The sequence below is a fragment of the Aquabacterium sp. NJ1 genome (genome assembly GCF_000768065.1).
GTDB lineage: Bacteria > Pseudomonadota > Gammaproteobacteria > Burkholderiales > Burkholderiaceae_C > Aquabacterium.
Genome location: NZ_JRKM01000001.1, coordinates 4,560,230 through 4,579,493 on the forward strand (window position 1 = coordinate 4,560,230; position 19,264 = coordinate 4,579,493).

Here is a 19,264-nt window from a genome sequence, read left to right on the forward strand (position 1 = left end):
TGTTCAGTCCCAGACCAGGAATTGCGCGGGGGTGGGGTTGTAGGCATTGCACGGGTTGTTGAGCTGCGGGCAGTTGGACACCAGCATCAGCACGTCCATCTCGGCGCGCAGCTCCACGTACTTGCCGGGGCCGGAGACCCCGTCGGCAAAGGTGAGCTGGCCGTCCTCGGTGACCGGCACGTTCATGAAGAAGTTGACGTTGGGCACAAGGTCCCGCTTGCCCAGGCCGATGTCGGCGTGCTGCAGCGCGATCAGGTAGTTGTCGCGGCAGCTGTGCATGAACTTCTTCTGCAAGGCATAGCGCACGGTGTTGCTCTCGGCTGCGCAGGCGCCACCCAGGGTGTCGTGTCGCCCGCAGGTGTCGGCCACGATGGTGAGCATGGGCTTGCCCTCACTGGACATCAGCACCGAACCCGTGGTGAGGTAGATGCCACCTTGCGCCAGCATGGTGTCGGTGGCGCTGTAGTGCTCGGCCGCATCGTTGGCGTTGTAGAAGATCACGTCCACCGCCTGGTTGCCCTCCAGGTCCACGATGCGCAGGGTCTGGCCTTGCGCGATGTGCAGCAGATAGGGCTCGCCGGATGGCAGCACGTGGTTGAGAACGGCTTGCGCCGGATCCAGATGGCTTTCCTGGATGCGCACGGCTGTGGCGGAGGGCGTTGGCGTCGTTGGCGCGTAGTCAGCGTTGGCGTTCATGGCAGGGCGCTCCGGTTCAGAGGTAGTACATGTCGGCGTTGTGCAGCGCCCGCGCGCACTCGGGGCGGAAGGCGCGGTTGAAGTCGTCGGGCAGGGCAGGGCCAGACTTCCACGCAGCGAGGCCCACCTTGCCGGGCGCGTACGTCTTGCTGGGGTCCAGGGGATGAGGCGCGGTGGAGAAGGCGATCAGCGTGTCCATGTCGAAGCGCAGCTCGACCATCGCACCCGCCGCCGCATGGCCCGGCGCAAACTGGAATCGCCCATCGGCATCCACCGACACCTTGCTGAAGAAGTTGACGGGCGCGATGAGGTCACGTTTGCTCAAGCCGTATTTGCCGATCTCGATCAGCAGGCCGTCCTTGCCGCTTCGGTACATCGCATTGCGATGCGTGTGGAAGCTGCGGTCTCCATATTGGGCATGCAGGCGCTCGGCATCCAGCAAGGCGCCCATGGGGTCGTGCCAGCCCAGGCTGTCTTCGGTGATGCTGGCCAGTGCGCGGCCCATGTCGCTCATCAACACGTGGCCGCGCGTGTAGTGGGCCGTGTGCTGTGCCTTGAGCGAGTCCGGCATGTTGTAGCGCTCCAGCTTTTCCCGGGCGTGATACAGCACCATGCTGAGGTTCGCACCAGCGTCCAGCGCCACCAAACGCAGGCGGCTTCCCCTCGGCATCACATAGGACCAGTGGCCACCGCCTGGCACGATCTCGGACCACATCACGCGCTCGGCGGGCAGCTCAGGTGCAAAGCCTCGCCAATGCGGCCATGCGTCTACCGGCTGGCTGGATGGTGGGTTGGCAGGGGAGGCTGTGTGCGCATCTGCGCCGGGGGTACCTGAGGGGCCATGATCGCGGCGACCGCGACCATGGCTCCAGGTACGGGCGTCAGACAGTTCATCACTGGATGACGGACTACGCTGTTCGTCGGCTTGCATCAGGCACCCTCCAAGGCAGGTTGAAAGCACGTGAGAGGACACTTCATGCGCTGAAGCGAACCTCCCGGGCTTTTGTCCCGCCGTGGAGCCAGTGTCGGTATGCAGCCGACTCGGGCCGGCAGCTCTCGGACCAGTCACCCCGCTGTGCGGAGCCGGAACCCTAGCCACCTTTTCAAAGCAACGACCATGAGCCGTTCCTCTCTGTGCTTTTCAATGAGCAAGAGTGATGCCAGGTCGCGGCAGGCGGCTTCAAGGCGCCTGGAGGGCGTTCTGGGCCTGGTTTGAGCCTTGTTTGAACCTTGTTCGCGCCCCGTTTGAGCTTCTCGGGCGGCCGCCTGCCTGATCCTGGTGCGCGACCCTGGTGCAAGACCGGACCGGGTGTTTTCCGGGGCTCGGATCTGGTGCGTTCCCCCGGCTTGAGGGGGCTGGAATGTCCTGTTCTGCCGCATTTGTGCAGTGCACCCAAGGGCGTTTACGGTGTTGTCGGGGCTCGCCGCTGTTGATACTGAACTTGTCGCCTGGGGTTGTTGTCTGGTCCTTGTCGGGTGACCCACCACATGTCTGCCGATCAAGCTCACGCCAAAACACTGTCCGAACAAGTCCGCATCACGCGGACCCGGCTGCTCTTTTCCCACATCCCGCTGGGGACGTCCGTCGCCGTCGGCCTGGGCTGCCTGATCACCCTCATGGTGGCTTACCTGGTCGATGGGGCGATCGGCCTGCACGCCTGGATCTGGCTGGGTGGGCTGGTGGCGCTGTCGTTGTCGCACATCCACCGCAGTCTCAGGTTCTTCCGATCCAGAGACCGGGGCCATCCTGCCTGGTTGAAGCGGGTCAAGTTGTCCATCCTGGTGCTCAGCACCTGGTGGGGCGGCCTGCTGTGGGCCATGCCCATCCAGGGCCATGTCGATGTGCAGGCCGCCTTGGTGGGGGCGCTGATCGGCCTGGCAGCCTGCGGCGCCTTCATGCTGACGGTGGACCGGGCCAGCGCGCGTTGCTGGTTCACGCCCATGCTGATGTCGGTGGCGGCGTACTGCGCAGCGCAGGGCTCGGTGCTGGGCCTGTTCGGTTTCATCAATGTGGCGGGCTTCATCGGTGTGCTGTGGCTTGAAACCGGGCGCGCGCACCGCCGCATGGACGAGTTGCTGTTCCTGCGCTTCACCAATGACCGCGTCACCGCATCCCAGGCCGCCGCCTTGCGCGAGGCGGAGGAACTGAACCAGGCCAAGGGGCAGTTCCTGGCCACCATGAGCCATGAGATGCGCACGCCGCTACACGGCATCCTGGGGCTGTCGCGTCTGATCCGGGCCGAGCTGCAAAGCCAGGATGCGCACGAACGCATGAACCTGCTGGAGGCATCAGGCCAGCACCTGCTGGGTGTGATCAACGACGTGCTGGACTACTCTCGCCTGCAAGCCGGCCGGATGGAGTTGTCCCCTGCGGCGCTTCGCCTGCCTGCGCTGGTTCGCGAGGTGACCTCGCTGGCGGCGGTCAACGGGCTCGACAAAGGGCTGGATGTGGCCATGGCCTGCGAGCTGCCTGATGACTATGTCGTCGAGGTGGATGGCGGCCGCCTCAAGCAGATCCTCTACAACCTGCTGGGCAATGCCGTGAAGTTCACCGAGCGCGGCAAGGTGACCATGCGGGTGCGGGAGATCGCCGATGCGCGCGCAGGCCAGCGGCAAATCAGCCTGGAGGTCGAGGACACCGGCATCGGCATCCCCTCGCATGAGCTGAGCCGTGTGTTCGACGCCTTCCATCAGGTGGATGGCCGCTACGAGCGCCGGACGGCCGGCAGCGGCCTGGGGCTGAGCATCGCGCGTGAGCTTTGCCTGGCCATGGGCGGTGACCTGACCTGCGACAGCGAGGCCGGCAAAGGCTCTGTTTTTCGCTGCGTGTTGCCCTTGAAGCGCGTACCGGCGCCCGTGGTGAGCGACGCCGCATCCGCAGCCCAGGTTGCGCCTCGGGCCGCCATGGCCCCCGTACATCATGAGACACCGGCTGGCGCTGCGGTGCCGCGCGAAGCCTTGCCCGAGGCAAACGGCAAGCCTGTGCATGACAGCGCCACACAGCAGGCGGCCACCGTGCTGCTAGTGGAGGACAACCCCGTGAACGCCATCGTGGCGCGCACCGAGCTGGAGCAAATGGGTTTGCAGGTGGCGCACGCCGAAAACGGCCAGCTCGCGCTGGACTGGCTGGCCGAGCACGAGGCGGATCTGGTGCTCATGGACTGCCACATGCCCGAGATGAACGGCTTTGACGCCACCCGACACATCCGCGCCATCGAGAGCCAACGCGGCGATGCGCCCGTGCCCATCGTGGCGCTCACGGCCAGCACGCATCAGGACGTTCAGCAAGCCTGCTTGCAGGCCGGCATGAACGATTGCTTGTCCAAACCCTTCCTGCACGGGGAGCTGCTGCGCATCGTCAAGCGGCATGTGAGCGACCGTAGCCGACGCGCCCGCCGAAGGCAGCGCGGCCCTGGCCTCGTGGTCGCGACCTGACGGCGATTAGATCGCCATCTGATCTCGACCTGGCCCGCGCTGCTGACCCGGACCCGGTCGCTCAGCGCGTCAACGGCCTGGTGCGCTCCATCATCCAGGCCAGCGCATCGCCTTCCAGCAGCGGCATCAGGCGGCGGTGCACCTCAGCATGGTAGGCATTGAGCCAGGCCAGCTCGTCATCGCGCATCAGGTTCAGGTCAATGCAGCGCGTGTCGATCGGGCACAGTGTGAGCGTCTCGAACGCCAGGTACTCGCCATGCTCTGGCGTGCCCACCGGCGCATCAGGCACTTGCGGTGCCAAGGGCACGTTCAACACCAGGTTCTCGATGCGGATGCCCCATTGCCTGGGGCGATACAGCGCCGGCTCGATGGACGTGATCATGCCCGGCTGCATGGCCATATTGGGATCCGGCATGGCCTTGGAGATGGACTGCGGCCCCTCGTGCACATTGAGGAAGTAGCCCACGCCGTGTCCTGTGCCATGGCCGAAATCCATGCCGTGCTCCCACATGGGCGCGCGCGCCACGGCGTCAAGCATGGGGCCCAGGGTGCCGCGCGGAAAGCGCATGCGCGACAAGCCCATGGTGCCTTTGAGCACCAGCGTGTAGTCGCGTTTCTGGGCCGCGCTCGGCGTGCCGATGGCCCAGGTGCGGGTGATGTCCGTGGTGCCACCCAGGTACTGCGCCCCGGAGTCGATCAACAGTAGCCCTTCGGCGCACAAGCCCTGTGGCGTGCTGATCTGGGCGTGTGACTCAGGCGTGGCGCGGTAATGCGGCTGGGCGCCATTGCCATTGAAGCCCGCGATGGTGGGGAAGCTCAGTGACACATAGCCGGGTTGCCTGGCGCGCTCGGCGCTCAGGCGCTCGTCGATCGTCAACTCGCTGATGTGTTCGCGGCCCAGAGCCTGTTCCAGCCACGCGTAGAAGATGCACATGGCGGCGCCATCGCGCTCCATCGCCTCGCGGATGAAGGCGGCCTCGGCATCGGTCTTGCGCGACTTGGCCAGTGTGCTCGGGTTGATGGCCTCGATCACCTTGACGCCATCGGGCACGGCTTCACGCAGGCCCCAGGTGATGCGTTTCGGGTCGATAAGCAGGCAGGCGCCTTGGGGCAGGGCGCGGATCGCGGGCAGGGCTTGCGCATATGGCTGCACCCGCACACCGTCGTTCAGCAACCGTGCCTGCAAGGCGGCATCCACCTTGCCTTCACCCACAAAGAGATCGACCTTGTCCAAGCTGACCAGGGCGTGCCCGAGGAACACGGGGTTGTAGTCCACATCCGCGCCGCGCAGGTTCAACAGCCAGGCCAGGTCATCGAGCGTGGCGATCCAGTGGTGCGTGGCGCCTTTGTCCTGCATGGCCTGGCGCAAGGCGGCCAGCTTGTCGCGGCGGGGCGTGGCGGCATAAGGCAGGGCATGCTCGTACACGGCAGCCGTGGGCAAGCCCGGGCGATCGGGCCAGATGCCATCCAGCACGTCGTCCTGGGTGCGAAGTTGCCATTGGCATGCCTTCAGGGCGTCGGCCAGCATCTGCGCCTGGGCCAGGCCCATCACCGTGCCATCAACGGCAAGGGTAAGCGTCTGCTTCTGGTCGGCATTCAGCGCGGCCAGATCAGGCTGCTCGACCAGCCATTGCACATAGGCGGGTACGGCCGGGCCATCGAGCTTGACCAGGTCCACGCCACTGCCGGCCAGTTCGGCCTCGGCTTGTTCCCAATAGCGGCTGTCGGTGAACACGGCGGCGCGGGTGGGTGACACCATCAGCGTGCCGGAAGAGCCGGTGAAGCCGCTGAACCAGACGCGCCCTTGCCAGCGCTCGGGCAGGTACTCGGACAGGTGCGGGTCGCTGCTGGGGATCAGCGCGGCGTGCCAACCTTTCTCGGCCAGGCGGCCACGCAGGGCTCGAAGTCGTGCGGAGATGGGGCTGGCTGCAGGGGCGGGGGCAGGAGCGTTCACGGGGTAGGGGCGGCGCCTGGTTGCGCGCAGGTCAAAAACAGGCCCCCATGTTGCCACGAGCCGCGCGGCCATGGGTTGGCCGGGGTGAAGCGGTGGCGGAGGCCAGACACCCCAGCCACCGCGTGTGGCTCAAGCTGGCTCAGCGAGCCGGTGAGGGCTGCGCGCCGGCCGGGCCCGCCGAAGCTGACGGTGCCGGCGTGACAGCCGGGGTGGCTGCGGTCACGCTCACGGGTGGCACGGGGGGCGGTGCCACGCGCACCAGCATGGCATTGGGCTCCAGCGCGTGCGGGTCCGGGAACACGCGTGCGTGGCGCTGCGAGGTGAAGTAGGCCCAGGCCCAGTCCATCATCACCACCGTGCGGTTGCGGAAGCCGATCAGGAAGTACACGTGCACGAACAGCCAGAACAACCAGGCCGAGAAGCCGCTGAACTTGATCTGCTTGTTGGTGAAGGGGATGTCCAGCATCGCCACGGCGGCGCGCTTGCCGATGGTGGCCATCGACCCGTAGTCGAAGTAGCGGAAGGCCTGGGGCTCCAGCCCCTTCATGCGGCGCATGATGTTGAACGCGGCCTTGCGGCCCATCTGCTTGGCGCCCGGGCTCACGCCAGGAACGGGCGTGGGGTGCTTGGGGTCCAGGTAGCTCTTGGCCGAAGCCAGGTCGCCCACCACATAGATGTTGCCGTGCCCGGGGATGGTGAGATCAGGCTGCACGATGACACGGCCAGCACGGTCCAGCTGGCAACCGGTGCTCTTGGCCAGGGCGCGGCCCAGCGGTGAAGCCGCCACGCCTGCGGCCCACACCACGGTGCGGCTGGGCAGGAAGTGCGAGCTCACCTTGGTGCTGCCATCAGGCTGGGTTTCGTTGATGTCGTAGTGGATGCCAAACGCCGTGATGTTGGTGACCTTGGCGCCCGTCAGCACCTCGGCGCCCAGCATCTCCAGCTGCTCTTTGGCTCGCTTGGACAATTCCTCTGTGAAGGTGCCCAGCACACGCGGTGCGCCCTCCAGCAAGATGACGCGTGCCACGCGCGAGTCGATGCGACGGAACTCGGCGCTCAAGGTCTGCTGCGCGATTTCAGCCATGGTGCCGGCCATTTCCACACCGGTGGGGCCCGCGCCCACCACGGCGAAGGTCAGCCAGGGTTCGCGTTTGGCAGGGTCGGTCTCGCGCTCGGCCTGCTCGAAGGCCGTCAGCACGCGACGGCGAATGGTGAAGGCGTCACCCAGTGTCTTCAGGCCGGGCGCGTACTTGGCCCAGTCGTCTCTGCCAAAATAGCTGTGTGTCGCGCCAGCGGCCAGGATCAGGTGGTCATAGTGGATGTGTTCGCCGCCATCCAGCACCACGCAGTCCGAAGCGGTGTCGATGGACGTCACTTCGCCCATAAGCACGGTCAGGTTGCCGCGCGCAATCTGCTTGCGCAGGATGTGGCGGATCGGGCCAGCAATGGCCGGTGCCGGCAGGCCGGCCGTCGCCACCTGGTACAGCAGAGGCTGGAACAGGTGGTGGTTCGTGCGGTCAATCACCACGATCTCGACGTCCGCGCCAGACAAGGCCTTGGCCGCCTCCAGGCCGCCAAACCCGCAGCCGATGATGACGACGCGGGGTTTTTGCTGCGCAGGGGTTGATCCGGTACCAGAGAACGACGAGGTAGATAGGGTCATGCGCGACAAGAGGGAAGGTGGGACGAACAGGCGCCGGGCAGCTTGCGCGCCAGCGTCCTAAAGAACTAGGTATTTATACCAGTAACCCACTCTTTCATGTGGCTTTGCACCTCCCTGGTGCGCCCCTTGATTGCGGGTAAATTGCATCAAATCGCCCCTTGGCGCAGGGGTGGGCAGGCTTCGGCGTCCGAGGTGAGGGGCGCTTTCGATATGACGAAACCGGCTTTGCCCGCATGCTTGGCCGCGTACATGGCCGCGTCTGCGCGCTGGCACAAGGCTTCGCCGGTTTCGCCGTCCTGCATGATGGCCGCCCCGATGCTGGGGCTGACCACCACAGCGTCCCCGTCCATGTCATGCGGCACCGACAGGCGCTCAACGATGCGCTGGCAGATGCGTACCACCTCACCCGGGTTGCCCGCACCCTCCAGGATCACGGTGAATTCGTCACCTGCCAGGCGGCACACGCAATCAGTCAGCCGCACGCAGGTCAGCAGGCGCCTGGCCACCTCGGCCAGCAGCTTGTCGCCCGCGGCGTGGCCGTAGCGGTCGTTCACGCCCTTGAAGCCGTCCAGGTCCACATACAGCACGGCCAGGGCCTGCGGGTTGCGTCGGGCCCGCGCCAAGGCCTGGCCCAGGCGTTCGCCAAAGGCGCGGCGGTTGGGCAGGCCGGTCAGGCTGTCGTGGCGGGCTTGCTCGGCCAGTTCGCGCTGGTGCGCCTTGAGCACGGAGATGTCGCTGAACACCCGGATGTGCTGGGTGATCTTCTGCAGGTCATTGCGCAGGGTGCTCACGCTCAACCAGGTATCCAGATTGCGCCCATCCTGGCAGACCTGGTGGCTCTCGCCCGACCAACGCTGGCTGCCACGCAAGGCTTGCGTCACGCCCGGCAGGTGCGATTCACGCAAGGGCGGCATCCCCAGCAATTCGGCGCTGCGCCCGATGACCTCGGCGGGTGTCATGCCCGTCAGGTTGAGGAAGGCCGGGTTCACCATCACGATGCGGTCCACGGCATCGCTCACCACGATGGCCTCACCGGTCTCGTCGATCACCCGCGAGGCCAGCTTGAGTTGCGCGGCGGCTTCCCGCTGCGCGGTCACATCGTGGGCGATGGACAGGATATGGTCGACCTCGCCGTCCACGCCATACACCGGCGCCTTGATCAGGTCCACGATGCGCTCACCGTTGGGCGTGTTGTAGACCAGATTGGGAAAGTGGTGGATGCGCGGGTCGCGCAGCACGGCCAGATCCTGCTCGTCACCGCGGCGCGTGATCTCTGGCGGCAGCAGGCCGTTGGCCTTGCGATGCAGCACCTTGTTGGCGGGCAGTTGCATGATCTCTGCGGCCGCCTTGTTCCACACCACATACTCGCCAGCGGTGCTGGGGCGGGTGCTGCGCGCGAACACGGCCATGGGCAGGCAGTCCACCAGCGTGCGGTAGAAAGCTTCACGTTCACGGGCTGCATCCATGGCCTGATGCGATTCGGTGATGTCGCGCGACACCAGCGCCACGCCACCATCCAGCGGGATGATCTGGTGGTGCAGCCAGCGTGCACCCAGCTGGTCGCCCTGGCGGGCATACAGATGCTCCTCGATCTGGGGCAGCCCGGACTCGATGGCGGCGTTCACAAGATGCAGGAAGCTGTGCTGCAGCTGCGAGGGCAGCACGTCCATCAGCATCTGCTCCTGAAGCGGTGAGGCGTCGGCACCCAAGAGATCGTGGGCGCGCTGGTTGGCCTGCGCGATCTGGTATCCCAGGAAGCGGCCAAACGGGTCTCGCCTGGGTTGCAGCATCACGATGCCCACCTCGCAGCCCGTGGCCACGGCCTGCCAGAGCCGCTCGGTCTGCAAGGTCTGGTGCAGGCACCGGTGCATGCGCCTGTGGCAGAGCCACATGCTCAAGCCCGCCGCCCCGGCAATGAGCGCGCCCGGCCATTGGGCTGCAAAATGTGGCGAGGACGACAACACAAGACCGATCGCCAGGCCTGCGGTGGACAGCAATTGCGCTGTTGCCGAAGGGCGACGATGGGTGGTGGGCGTCCCCATGGTCATCGAATGGATGAGCGAAGACATGGACACCCCGACTGCAAATAAATAACAGTTGCCGGGTTTTCGGATGATCTATGCGCGGCTTGAGGGGTGTTTTCCGATAGGTGGGATGCCCAGCCTGCGTTAAGCTGCCCCCCACTGCATCAACGACCCCGTGTGTTGAGAGGGCTGCCGGCATACCGGATGGCCATCATCCGTTCCATGCCGACCATTTCCGAGCACGACGCACTACCTGCAGGCACCCGACTTGGCGAGTTCGAGATCCAGAAGATCCTGGGTATCGGCGGCTTTGGCATCGTCTACCTGGCGATGGACCATGCCCTGCAGCGCCTGGTGGCCATCAAGGAATACATGCCCGCCGCACTGGCCGGGCGTGGGCCTGACAACGACGTCATCGTGCGTTCGGCCGCCGGCGCGGAGACCTTCACACTGGGCTTGCGCTCGTTCATCAACGAGGCACGCCTGCTGGCCCGCTTCGACCACCCCTCGCTGGTCAAGGTCTACCGCTTCTGGGAGGCACACGGCACCGCCTACATGGTGATGCCGTATTACCAGGGCCAGACGCTGTTGCAGGTTCGCCGCGCCATGAGTGGCCCGCCAGACGAGGCCTGGTTGCGCCGCCTCATCATGCCCCTGCTGGGCGCGCTGGAGTGCCTGCACAAGGAAAACGTCTTCCACCGCGACATCGCCCCGGACAACATCCTCTTGCTGGACGACGAAGATGGCCCGGCCAGGGGCCGCCCCGTCCTGCTGGACCTGGGGGCTGCCCGCAAGGTCATCGGCGACCATTCGCAAACGCTGACGGCCATCGTCAAACCCAGCTTTGCGCCCATCGAGCAGTACGCCGAAACAGTCCAGATCCGCCAGGGGCCATGGACGGATCTGTACGCACTGGCTGCCGTGGTGCACTTCTGTATCACCGGACGCCCGCCCATGCCCGCGACCGCGCGCGCCGTGCACGACGATCTGCCCACCTTGAAGCAGATGAGCTCGGGCCTGGCCAGCGGCTTCGATTGCCACCTCAGTGAATCTTTCGCCAGCGCCATCGACCACGCGCTGGCCGTTCGGCCGCAGGATCGGCCGGAATCCATCGCGGCCTGGCGCGAGGCCTTGTCAGGCATCGTCAGCGCGCCCGCTGCAGGCGTCGAACATGGGCCGGACTGGTCGCCCCAGACCGTCCTGGTTCGTCAGGAAGGCCACGAAACATCGCCAGGGCACAAAGCCATCGAGGCCCAGGCCTACATGACCACCATCCCGGCGGCAGGGCAGCTCCATGCGCCACCGACCTGGCCGTCCGCGCGGCAGCCAGGTGATACCGTGCCCGTGACCATGCCCCTTTCACCGCCGCCCCAGCCTCGCGATGCGGTGGCGCGGGGCTTGGCCAGTGGCCGCTCGCACGGTTGGTCACGCCATGGCCTGAAGTGGGCGCTTGCAGCCTTGGTACTGTTTGGGGTAATGGCCATCTGGTGGCTGCAGCGGACCAGTCACAAGGCGCGGCCTCAAGATGCGCTGACGGTGGCCGCACAGCAGGCCGTCGCTAAAAAAGCGGCCTCGACGCCCGATGCGAGGCGCGCGGATCCATCAGGCGCCAATACCCGACCAGAAGCTCGACAGGATGCCCGATCGGATACCCGCAAACCAACGACCACCCTGGCCGCAGCCAGCGCCAGCGAAGCCAGGCCCCGGCGCCAGGCCCGTCAGGAAAGCGCGGCACCTCGCAAGGACGAAGAACGGGTTGCAGACACCAATGAGCCACTCAACCCCCGCAAGGCCTGCTCGGGCAAGTCGTTCATCTTGCTGGCCATCTGCATGAAGCGCCATTGCGCCAGGCCTGAATACGCGGCCCACCCGGAATGTGAGCGCATGCGGCAGCAGGAGGCGGCCCAGCGCCCCAATTACTGAAGCGCCTGCAAAGGGCTCAGGCCGCGGCTCGGTCGTTGTTCTGGCGCAAGGCCAGCCAGGTCTGTTGCAGCAGGCGTGCATCGGCGCTGGCTCGGTGGCGCACCAGGCCCGAGGCCAGGGCCACGCGGCGCTTCACGTCATGCCAGCGCGCGGCATCGCCGTCTGACAGCAGGCTGCGCAGGCTCTCCAGCTTGAAGCTGGGACTGCGGTCGGCCACTTCATAAAGCCGATTGAGCCAGGTGTAGTCGTGCGCCCAGGCATCCGTGTAGACCACCATGCCGTGCAGGCGCTCATTGAGCACCTCGACGATCTCCAGCGGGCTGCGCCCACGTTGCTGCAACTGCTCACGCGTGATGTTGTGAACGGCGGCGGCATTGGGATCCCAATGCTGCCAGTCGTCCAGCGGTTTGACCAGGCTGCACCATGCCTGACCACAAGGTTGCACAAACCCGACCTCGATGGGATAGCTGCCCAGGCCAAAGCCTGAGGCCTCTATGTCCAATATGGCGGGTGGCGAAGCGGCCGAAGCCTGAGGGTAGAAAACCGACATCTGTTGCCCTGATTTCTGACGTGGTGCGTTTCGCCCGTGAGTGTCGCACTTCGTCAAGGCGGCTGGTCTGCGGGTTTGAACGGGCTTCGTTCGCCTAATTCCGTTTTGTATTGATCGATTCCCAGCGTTTCCCGCATCAGGAAATTGGCCACGGCCTCGCGCAGGCCTGCGTGTTGCAGCCAGTGCACAGACTGGGTCTGGACGGGCAGCAGGCCCCGCGTCAGCTTGTGCTCGCCTTGTGCGCCACCTTCAAAGCGGCGCATGCCCTTGGTGATGCACCACGACAGGGGCTGGTAGTAGCAGGCCTCGAAGTGCAGGCAGGACACCTCGGCCAAGGCGCCCCAGTAGCGCCCGTAGGCCACTTTCTGCACCGGGTCGATGGCCAGCAGGGCGGCCGCGATGCGTTGCCCGTTCTGGCTGGCCACGAACAGCACCCAGCAGTCGGGCAGGGCGCTCGCCACCTGTTGCCAGAAGCCTGGGGTGAGGTAGGGCTGCTGGCCCCGCTCGTGATAGGTCTGCGCATAACAGCGCGCAAAGAAATCCCAGTCAGGCGGCTGGATCTCTGGGCCTTGCAGCACCTCGAAGCTCACGCCGGCCTCGCGCACCTTGCGCCGCTCCTGCTGGATCTTCTTGCGCTTGTCCCGCTGCAGGCTGGCCAGGAAGTCATCGAAGTCGGCAAAGGGTTCAGGGACGCGGTTCTGCCAGTGAAACTGCACGCCCTGGCGCACCAGCCAGCCCTGCTCGCGCGCGACAGAAACCTCATCGTCAGACACAAACAGCACGTGCGCCGAAGACAGGCCCTGGGCCTCGCACCGCTCGGCCAGCGTTTGCAGCAGGCGCCGGCGCACGGCTTGTTGCTCCGATGCTGACAAGTCAGGATGCGTCAGCAAGCGCTGCCCCGGAATGGGTGAAAAAGGCACGGCGCTCAGCAGCTTGGGGTAATAGCGCTGGCCATGGCGGGCCAGTGCGCGGTCGTGTGCGTCGGCCCAGGCCCAGTCGAACACGTACTCGCCATATGAGTGGCTTTTGACGAACAAGGGGCAGGCGCCCAGGATGCGACCTTGTGCGTCCTGCAAGGTCAGAAACTGCGGTTGCCAGCCGGTTTCGCTACAGGCACTGCCGCTGTCCACCATGGCCTTGAGCAGCGCCATGCGCAGGAAAGGCGTGCCGCCATCCACGGTCGACACCAGTTCGTCCCATGCCTCTGCGGGGATCTGAGCCAGGTCATCGTGCCAATGCGCCGTCAGGCCCGGTACCATGCTGGCTTGCGCACCTGCATCGGCTCGCGCACCTACTGAATCGAATCTGTCCATGAACGCTGTGTCGTCTGTTGCCACGCCCGCCCAAGCGCTGGAAGTGGCTTTGCTGCAATTCAACCCTGTCGTGGGTGACCTCCAGGGCAATGCCCGGGCCATCATCGAAGGTAGTCGCCAAGCGTACGCGAATGGCGCGCGCCTGGTGGTGACGCCGGAAATGGCCTTGTGCGGTTATCCCCCGGAAGACTTGCTGCTGCGCCCCGCCTTCATGGCCGCTTGCGACGACGCCGTGGGCCAGATCGCGCAAGCCCTGGCTGATCTGCCCGACCTGCACCTGGTGCTGGGCCACCCCCGTACCGGCCCGGGCGACGATGTCCGCACGCGTTCCTGGTCGGTGCCGCGCCACCTCAATGCCGCCAGCCTGATCCGGGGTGGCCAACTGGTGGCCAGCTACGCCAAGCGCGAGCTGCCTAATTACCAGGTGTTCGACGAGCGACGCTACTTCGTCAGCGGTCGTGAAGCAGGGCTGGGCCCCGTGGTGGTGGATGTGCTGGGCTGGCGTGTGGGCCTGCTGGTCTGCGAAGACGCCTGGTTCGACGAGCCCGCGCAATCCGCCATGGCACAGGGCGCGCAAGCCCTGGTGGTGCTCAATGCCTCGCCTTTCCATGCGGGCAAGCGGGCCGAGCGTGAAGGCCGCATGGGTGACCGAGCCCGTCAACTGGGCCTGCCGCTGGTGTACGCCCACATGGTGGGTGGCCAGGATGAAGTCGTGTTCGACGGCGCCTCTTTCGCCGTGGACGCGCAAGGTCGGGTGGCCGCGCGCGCGCCCAGCTTTGAAGTGGCCATCTTGTCGGTCAGCCTGCAGCCTGGTGGCCAGGTTCGTGGCGCGCTGGCGCCGGCGCTGTCGCCGGAAGCCGAGATCTGGGCTGCCCTGGTGTGCGGTGTGCGCGACTATGTGGGCAAGAACGGTTTCCCCGGCGCCATCATTGGCCTGTCGGGCGGCATCGATTCGGCGCTGGTGCTCGCCATCGCCGTGGATGCCCTGGGCGCCGACAAGGTGCGCACCGTCATGATGCCGTCGCCCTACACGGCAGACATCTCCTGGATCGACGCGCGCGACATGGCCGACCGCCTGGGCGTGCAGCATGACGAGATCGCCATCGCCCCCATGTTCGAGGATTTCAACAAGTCCCTGGCGCCCTTGTTCGTCGGCCGCAAAGAAGACACCACGGAAGAGAACATCCAGGCCCGCATCCGCGGCACCTTGTTGATGGCGCTGTCCAACAAGACCGGCGCCATCGTGCTGACCACGGGCAACAAGAGCGAGATGGCCACGGGCTACTGCACGCTGTATGGCGACATGGCCGGTGGTTTTGCCGTCACCAAGGACCTGGCCAAGACCCTGGTCTACCGCCTGTCACGCTGGCGCAATGCCCAGGCGCTGGAGGCCGGGCACGTGGAGCCTATCCCTGAGCGCATCATCACGCGGCCGCCCTCGGCCGAGTTGCGCCCCGATCAGAAGGATCAGGACAGCCTGCCCGAATACGACGTGCTGGACGCGATCCTGGAGCGTTACATGGAGCTGGACCAGTCTATCGACGAGATCATCGCCGCCGGCTTTGACCGAGCCGATGTGGACAAGGTGACCCGCCTCATCAAGATCAACGAGTACAAGCGCAGGCAGGCGCCAGTGGGCATCCGCATCACGCACCGGGCCTTTGGCCGCGACTGGCGCTACCCCATCACTTCGCGATTCCGCGCCTGAGCCCGAGTTGCTTGCTTTTCCAGTGATCGGCATGTGCCGATCGGCCCTCAGACGTGCTTAAATAGCTGTAATGCGATGCAGCATCGCCCATTTATTCGCTGACTTTATTTCGGAGTTCCCGCCATGAAACAGATCACCGCCGTCATCAAACCTTTCAAGCTGGAAGAAGTCCGCGAAGCCCTGGCCGAAGTCGGTGTGACCGGCCTGACCGTCACCGAAGTCAAGGGTTTTGGCCGCCAGAAGGGCCACACCGAGCTGTACCGTGGTGCCGAGTACGTGGTGGATTTCCTGCCCAAGGTCAAGATCGAAGTGGTCGTCAAGACGGACGACGTCGAGCGCTGCATCGAGGCCATCATCAAGGCCGCCAAGACCGGCAAGATCGGTGACGGCAAGATCTTCGTGACGCCGGTCGAGCAAGTGGTACGCATCCGCACCGGTGAAACTGACGAAGCGGCTGTTTGAGCCCTTCGCATAGCACCACCCTATCAAGCAAACACCGCAGAGCCGGCTTCGCCGGGCTGCTGGTGTCGCCCCCTTGAGGGGGCTGAGCTTGGACTTGGACAGATCTGTCCAAGCCTGGCGAAGGGGCCTCCCGGAACGGGAGGGCGCGGGCTGCAAGTCCGCGTAGCGCGTAGGGGGGGCTTAAATCTCTTGTGCAACGCCGCCCGGGCCAGGTTGAACCAGGTCCGGCGGCGTTTGCGCTTTCAGGCGCGCAAATTCATCTTCGATGCGGTCGAGCAGGGCGTTGATGTCGGTGTCGACCAGCAGCAGTTCCTGCACATCAGGCCACAGGAAACCGCTGTCGCGGCTGCGGTCGATGAAGCGCAGCAGCTCGTCGTAGTAGCCGGCCACATTGAGCAGGCCCAGGGCCTTGCGGTGGTAGCCCAGCTGGCGCCAGGTCCACACCTCGAAGATTTCTTCCATGGTGCCGATGCCGCCGGGCAGGGCAATGAAGGCGTCCGACTGCATGGCCATCTTGTGCTTGCGCTCGTGCATGCTGTCGACGACCTGCAGTTCGGTCACGCCGCCGTGGCCCAGTTCCTTCTCGATCAGCCGGTGCGGGATCACGCCGATCACCTGGGCATTCTCCGCCAGCGCCGCATCAGCCACGGCACCCATCAGGCCTGTGCTGCCACCACCGTAGACCAGCCGCCAGCCGCGCAGGCCGATCTGCCGCCCGACCTCGCGGGCTGCCGCCAGATGGGCCGGGTCCAGGCCGTTGCGCGAACCGCAGTAGACACACAGTGACAGTGACATGGTTGGGCTTTTCAAATGTTCAGGCTCGGGTGTCGATCAGGCGAGTCTTGCAGATCACGTCGTGCAGGAACTGCTGCTGCGGCAATAGCCATGTCAACGCGGTGTAGATCAGGATCCAGACGCCCATGGCGCCATACAGCAGCTTGGATTGATGCCAGCCCGCCAGCCATGCGCCAGCCCAGGCTGGCATGAACCAGAGCCAGGAGGCCAGGTAGCGCTGCAAGGCCTGCTTGAGGGGCACAGGGCCACCAGCCTGGGTGACCACGCGGATGTGCCAGGTCTTCTGCGCCAGCGTCTGGCCGCCATGCGTCCAGAACCAGAGGAAGTAGGCAGACAGAGCCAGGAACTGCACGGCCATCATGCCTTCGCGGCCATGCAGACCATGCCGCTGGTTGGTGACAACGGAGTAGATGAAGCCCACCACCATGAACAAGCCGAACAGCAGCACGCCTTCGTAGATGAAAGCGGCCATGCGCCGCCGCAGTGAGGGTGCAGGGCCTTGCGCACGCTCAAGGCTGGCCGTGGCGCTCGGCCCGACCGGCGTCGAAGCAGGGGAAACCGTCATGGGATGAAGAAGGCGATCAACGAGGGCCGAACGATACACCAGCTTGGAGCGGGTGCCAGCCGGTTGTCAGCGGCGTTGCGGCCGATCGGTCGTTGCGGCAGCAGGCAGAGAAGCCATGGCGGCACTCTGGGCGCCCTTCTTGGGCAACATGGTGACCGGATCCACAAAGCCTTTGGTGGCTGCGATTTTGGTCAGACCCGTGTGCTGGTGCAGGGGCGGCGTGGGGCGCTGGCTGACCAGGCTGGTGGTGGCGCCGGCACCGGCCTTGACCATGGTCGGGCGGACCACGGTCTGCACAGGCGCCGTGGCGCTCAGGGCGTTGGGCACCACATTGGATTTTTTGTCGGAAACGACCTGGGCGCTGTTGCGCTTGTTGGCGTAGGCCTGGCGGGCTTCGCGCGGGCCCATCATGTTGTCGGCCAGAAAAACGGGCTTGGCCTTGCGCTTGGCCTGATGCGCCAGATCCCGACGGTCTTCGACGGGCAAGGCCTGGTAGGCTGCCCACTTCTGCTGGCGTTCATCAGCCGTCAGTTGCCGTGTCTGCTGAAAGCGCAGGCGAGCTTCCCCGCGTTCCTGCGGCGGCAGCTTGGCCCACTGGCTCATGCGCTCCTGGACGCGCTGCTGCTCGGCCGGCGACAACTTGTCAAATCGGTCGGCCACATTGATCCACTTGTCTCGTCCGGTGTCATCCATGGATGACCAGTGGCGTTGCAGTGGCATCAGCACCTTTTTCTGCGCCGGCGTGAGTTCATGCCATTCTGTCGGCGCGTCCACTTCAACGGCACTGTCGGCTTGGGCCTTGCGCACCAACCCATCTGCCTGGGCGGGCCCGTGGGCAAGCCACAGCATGCCGGCGACCACCAGGGTGGCGGGCAGGGGGCGGAGCAGGGCGTGGTACAGCGTCATGGAAGCCAAAGGTCAGGGCGTGGTCGAAGCGGGTGCCGTTTCGGTGGTTTGCAGATCGCCAGAGGCTTCGGGGGCTGTTTCATCAATGGGGCGTACCGTCGGCCCGGTATCCGAGCGCAGGAACTCGGCAAAGCCGGGGTCGGCATAGGCGCTCGGTGGCAGGTCGTCTGTCAGCAAGGCCATGTCCACATCGGTGGCGGCCTGGACCTGCTCGTGCTTGTAGTAACGGTGGATGCCCCACAGGCCGGCGACCAGGGCGATCACCGGCAGGGCCGAAGCGAGGCGCCAGCCCCAGGACGGTGGGCTGTCATCCAGGCGACGACCATGATCGTTGGAGCGGGCGTAACGGCTTTCGCTCCAGCCTGGGCCGACACGCATGCCACCGGCGCCAGCCGTGCTCAGGCCGGCCACGCTCACGTTGACCGTGGGTGCCGGCGCCATCACGGGCGCCAGTGCGGCCACGCGGGCTTCGCGACCCGCTCGGACGGCTTGTTCGCGCGCAACGCGCAAGCGCTCGGAAATATCGTAAGGAACAGATTGCGCACCCTCTTCCAGGCGCGCGCTCAGACGCATGGCAAAGCGCGCCTCAAGGGCTTCGCGTTGCGCTGGCGTCAGCGGGGTTGGGGGCCGGGTTTTCACAATGTAATTCCGCGAGATTGAAGAGCTTTGGCGAGGGATTGGACCGCGCGTGAGCAGTGCGTCTTCACGCTGCCCTCCGAGCAACCCATGGCTGCTGCCGTTTCTGCAACATCCAGTTCCTCCCAGTAACGCAGCAGGAACGCTTCTCGTTGACGCGCCGGCAATTTGCCGACTTCGTCTTCGATCTGAGCCAGTATTTCGGTTCTGGCGGCGGAATCATCAGCACCTTCGGTGCCACCGTTGTCAGATCTGAGCGATTCCAGCAGGTTGAAGTCCCCGCTGTCGTCGTCATCAACCGCGGCTTCCAGGTCGCCGATGTTCATGAACACCGCATTGCGAACTTTCTGGCGACGGAACCAGTCCAGCGTGGCGTTGGACAGAATGCGCTGGAACAGCATGGGCCACTCGTTCGAGGGGCGGTCGGCGTAGCTCTGGGTCAGGCGGATCATGGCGTCCTGCACGATGTCCAGGGCGGCCTCTTCGTCGCGCACGGCATAGACCGTGCGCTTGAAAGCACGTCGCTCGACGCTTTTCAGGAACTCGTTGAGTTCCTCTTCAAAGGAGGGACTGGGCAGGGGAGTCAAGACCGAATGAGCCGGTGGGCGAGCCATTTCGCCGGCGGATTATGGCA

16 protein-coding genes and 1 riboswitch are annotated in these 19,264 nt (G+C 65.4%); of the genes, 4 read left to right on the forward strand and 12 right to left on the reverse strand.

Features of this window, described 5'->3' with window-relative positions:
- Positions 1-3: 3 nt before the first annotated feature.
- Positions 4-696 (reverse strand): urea amidolyase associated protein UAAP2, encoded by a 693-nt coding sequence (locus tag JY96_RS19660; RefSeq protein WP_052162770.1) that lies wholly within the window; start codon positions 694-696, stop codon positions 4-6.
- Between the two features lie 16 nt (positions 697-712).
- Positions 713-1,411, reverse strand: a complete 699-nt coding sequence (locus tag JY96_RS19665) for an urea amidolyase associated protein UAAP1 (protein WP_035039997.1) — start codon at positions 1,409-1,411, stop codon at positions 713-715.
- 275 nt (positions 1,412-1,686) lie between these two features.
- Positions 1,687-1,802: riboswitch (guanidine-I (ykkC/yxkD leader) on the reverse strand.
- 382 nt (positions 1,803-2,184) lie between these two features.
- Here JY96_RS19665 and JY96_RS22565 point away from each other — a divergent pair.
- The gene (locus JY96_RS22565) at positions 2,185-4,131 is read left to right on the forward strand and encodes an ATP-binding protein (RefSeq protein WP_052162771.1); all 1,947 of its coding nucleotides are present in this window, start codon (positions 2,185-2,187) and stop codon (positions 4,129-4,131) included.
- A gap of 61 nt (positions 4,132-4,192) precedes the next feature.
- Here the strand turns inward: JY96_RS22565 and JY96_RS19675 are convergent, their stop codons facing one another.
- The 3 genes from JY96_RS19675 to JY96_RS22570 all read right to left on the reverse strand — a co-directional run bounded on the left by JY96_RS19675 (position 4,193) and on the right by JY96_RS22570 (position 9,817).
- On the reverse strand, positions 4,193-6,085 hold the full coding sequence (locus JY96_RS19675) for an aminopeptidase P family protein (RefSeq protein ID WP_035043767.1): 1,893 nt from the start codon (positions 6,083-6,085) through the stop codon (positions 4,193-4,195).
- Positions 6,086-6,224: 139 nt separating this feature from the next.
- On the reverse strand, positions 6,225-7,748 hold the full coding sequence (locus tag JY96_RS19680; protein ID WP_081961466.1) for an NAD(P)/FAD-dependent oxidoreductase: 1,524 nt from the start codon (positions 7,746-7,748) through the stop codon (positions 6,225-6,227).
- A gap of 146 nt (positions 7,749-7,894) precedes the next feature.
- Entirely contained in the window at positions 7,895-9,817 is a 1,923-nt protein-coding gene (locus tag JY96_RS22570; protein WP_052162772.1) for a bifunctional diguanylate cyclase/phosphodiesterase, read from the reverse strand.
- A 177-nt stretch (positions 9,818-9,994) separates the two neighbouring features.
- Here JY96_RS22570 and JY96_RS22575 point away from each other — a divergent pair, with 177 nt between their 5' ends.
- Positions 9,995-11,695 (forward strand): serine/threonine-protein kinase, encoded by a 1,701-nt coding sequence (locus tag JY96_RS22575; RefSeq protein ID WP_235333987.1) that lies wholly within the window; start codon positions 9,995-9,997, stop codon positions 11,693-11,695.
- A 16-nt stretch (positions 11,696-11,711) separates the two neighbouring features.
- Here JY96_RS22575 and JY96_RS19695 read toward each other — a convergent pair whose 3' ends face one another.
- A complete protein-coding gene (locus JY96_RS19695; protein WP_035039999.1) occupies positions 11,712-12,245 on the reverse strand; it encodes a hypothetical protein in 534 nt (177 codons plus the stop codon).
- Positions 12,246-12,298: 53 nt separating this feature from the next.
- Positions 12,299-13,558, reverse strand: a complete 1,260-nt coding sequence (locus tag JY96_RS19700) for a GNAT family N-acetyltransferase (RefSeq protein ID WP_235333989.1) — start codon at positions 13,556-13,558, stop codon at positions 12,299-12,301.
- Here JY96_RS19700 and JY96_RS19705 point away from each other — a divergent pair.
- Both JY96_RS19705 and JY96_RS19710 read left to right on the forward strand, forming a co-directional pair.
- The gene (locus JY96_RS19705; RefSeq protein ID WP_052162775.1) at positions 13,557-15,266 is read left to right on the forward strand and encodes an NAD+ synthase; all 1,710 of its coding nucleotides are present in this window, start codon (positions 13,557-13,559) and stop codon (positions 15,264-15,266) included. The genes JY96_RS19700 and JY96_RS19705 overlap by 2 nt on opposite strands.
- Before the next feature lie 123 nt (positions 15,267-15,389).
- Positions 15,390-15,728, forward strand: coding sequence for a P-II family nitrogen regulator (locus tag JY96_RS19710; RefSeq protein ID WP_035040001.1), 339 nt, complete (start codon positions 15,390-15,392; stop codon positions 15,726-15,728).
- A gap of 180 nt (positions 15,729-15,908) precedes the next feature.
- On the opposite strand, the gene JY96_RS19715 is transcribed toward JY96_RS19710, so the two are convergent.
- From JY96_RS19715 to JY96_RS19735, 5 genes are all read right to left on the reverse strand, one after another.
- A complete protein-coding gene (locus tag JY96_RS19715) occupies positions 15,909-16,523 on the reverse strand; it encodes a TIGR00730 family Rossman fold protein (protein ID WP_035040003.1) in 615 nt (204 codons plus the stop codon).
- Between the two features lie 19 nt (positions 16,524-16,542).
- Positions 16,543-17,088, reverse strand: coding sequence for an RDD family protein (locus JY96_RS19720; RefSeq protein ID WP_035040005.1), 546 nt, complete (start codon positions 17,086-17,088; stop codon positions 16,543-16,545).
- 66 nt (positions 17,089-17,154) lie between these two features.
- Complete coding sequence (locus tag JY96_RS22580; RefSeq protein WP_052162776.1) at positions 17,155-17,994, reverse strand: DUF3106 domain-containing protein; 840 nt, start codon at positions 17,992-17,994, stop codon at positions 17,155-17,157.
- 12 nt (positions 17,995-18,006) lie between these two features.
- Complete coding sequence (locus JY96_RS19730) at positions 18,007-18,633, reverse strand: DUF3619 family protein (RefSeq protein ID WP_052162777.1); 627 nt, start codon at positions 18,631-18,633, stop codon at positions 18,007-18,009.
- Positions 18,630-19,217 carry an RNA polymerase sigma factor gene (locus tag JY96_RS19735; protein ID WP_235333991.1) on the reverse strand — a complete coding sequence of 196 codons (588 nt, stop codon included), beginning with the start codon at positions 19,215-19,217 and terminating at the stop codon, positions 18,630-18,632. The genes JY96_RS19730 and JY96_RS19735 overlap by 4 nt, the downstream gene beginning before the upstream one ends.
- Positions 19,218-19,264 lie beyond the last annotated feature (47 nt).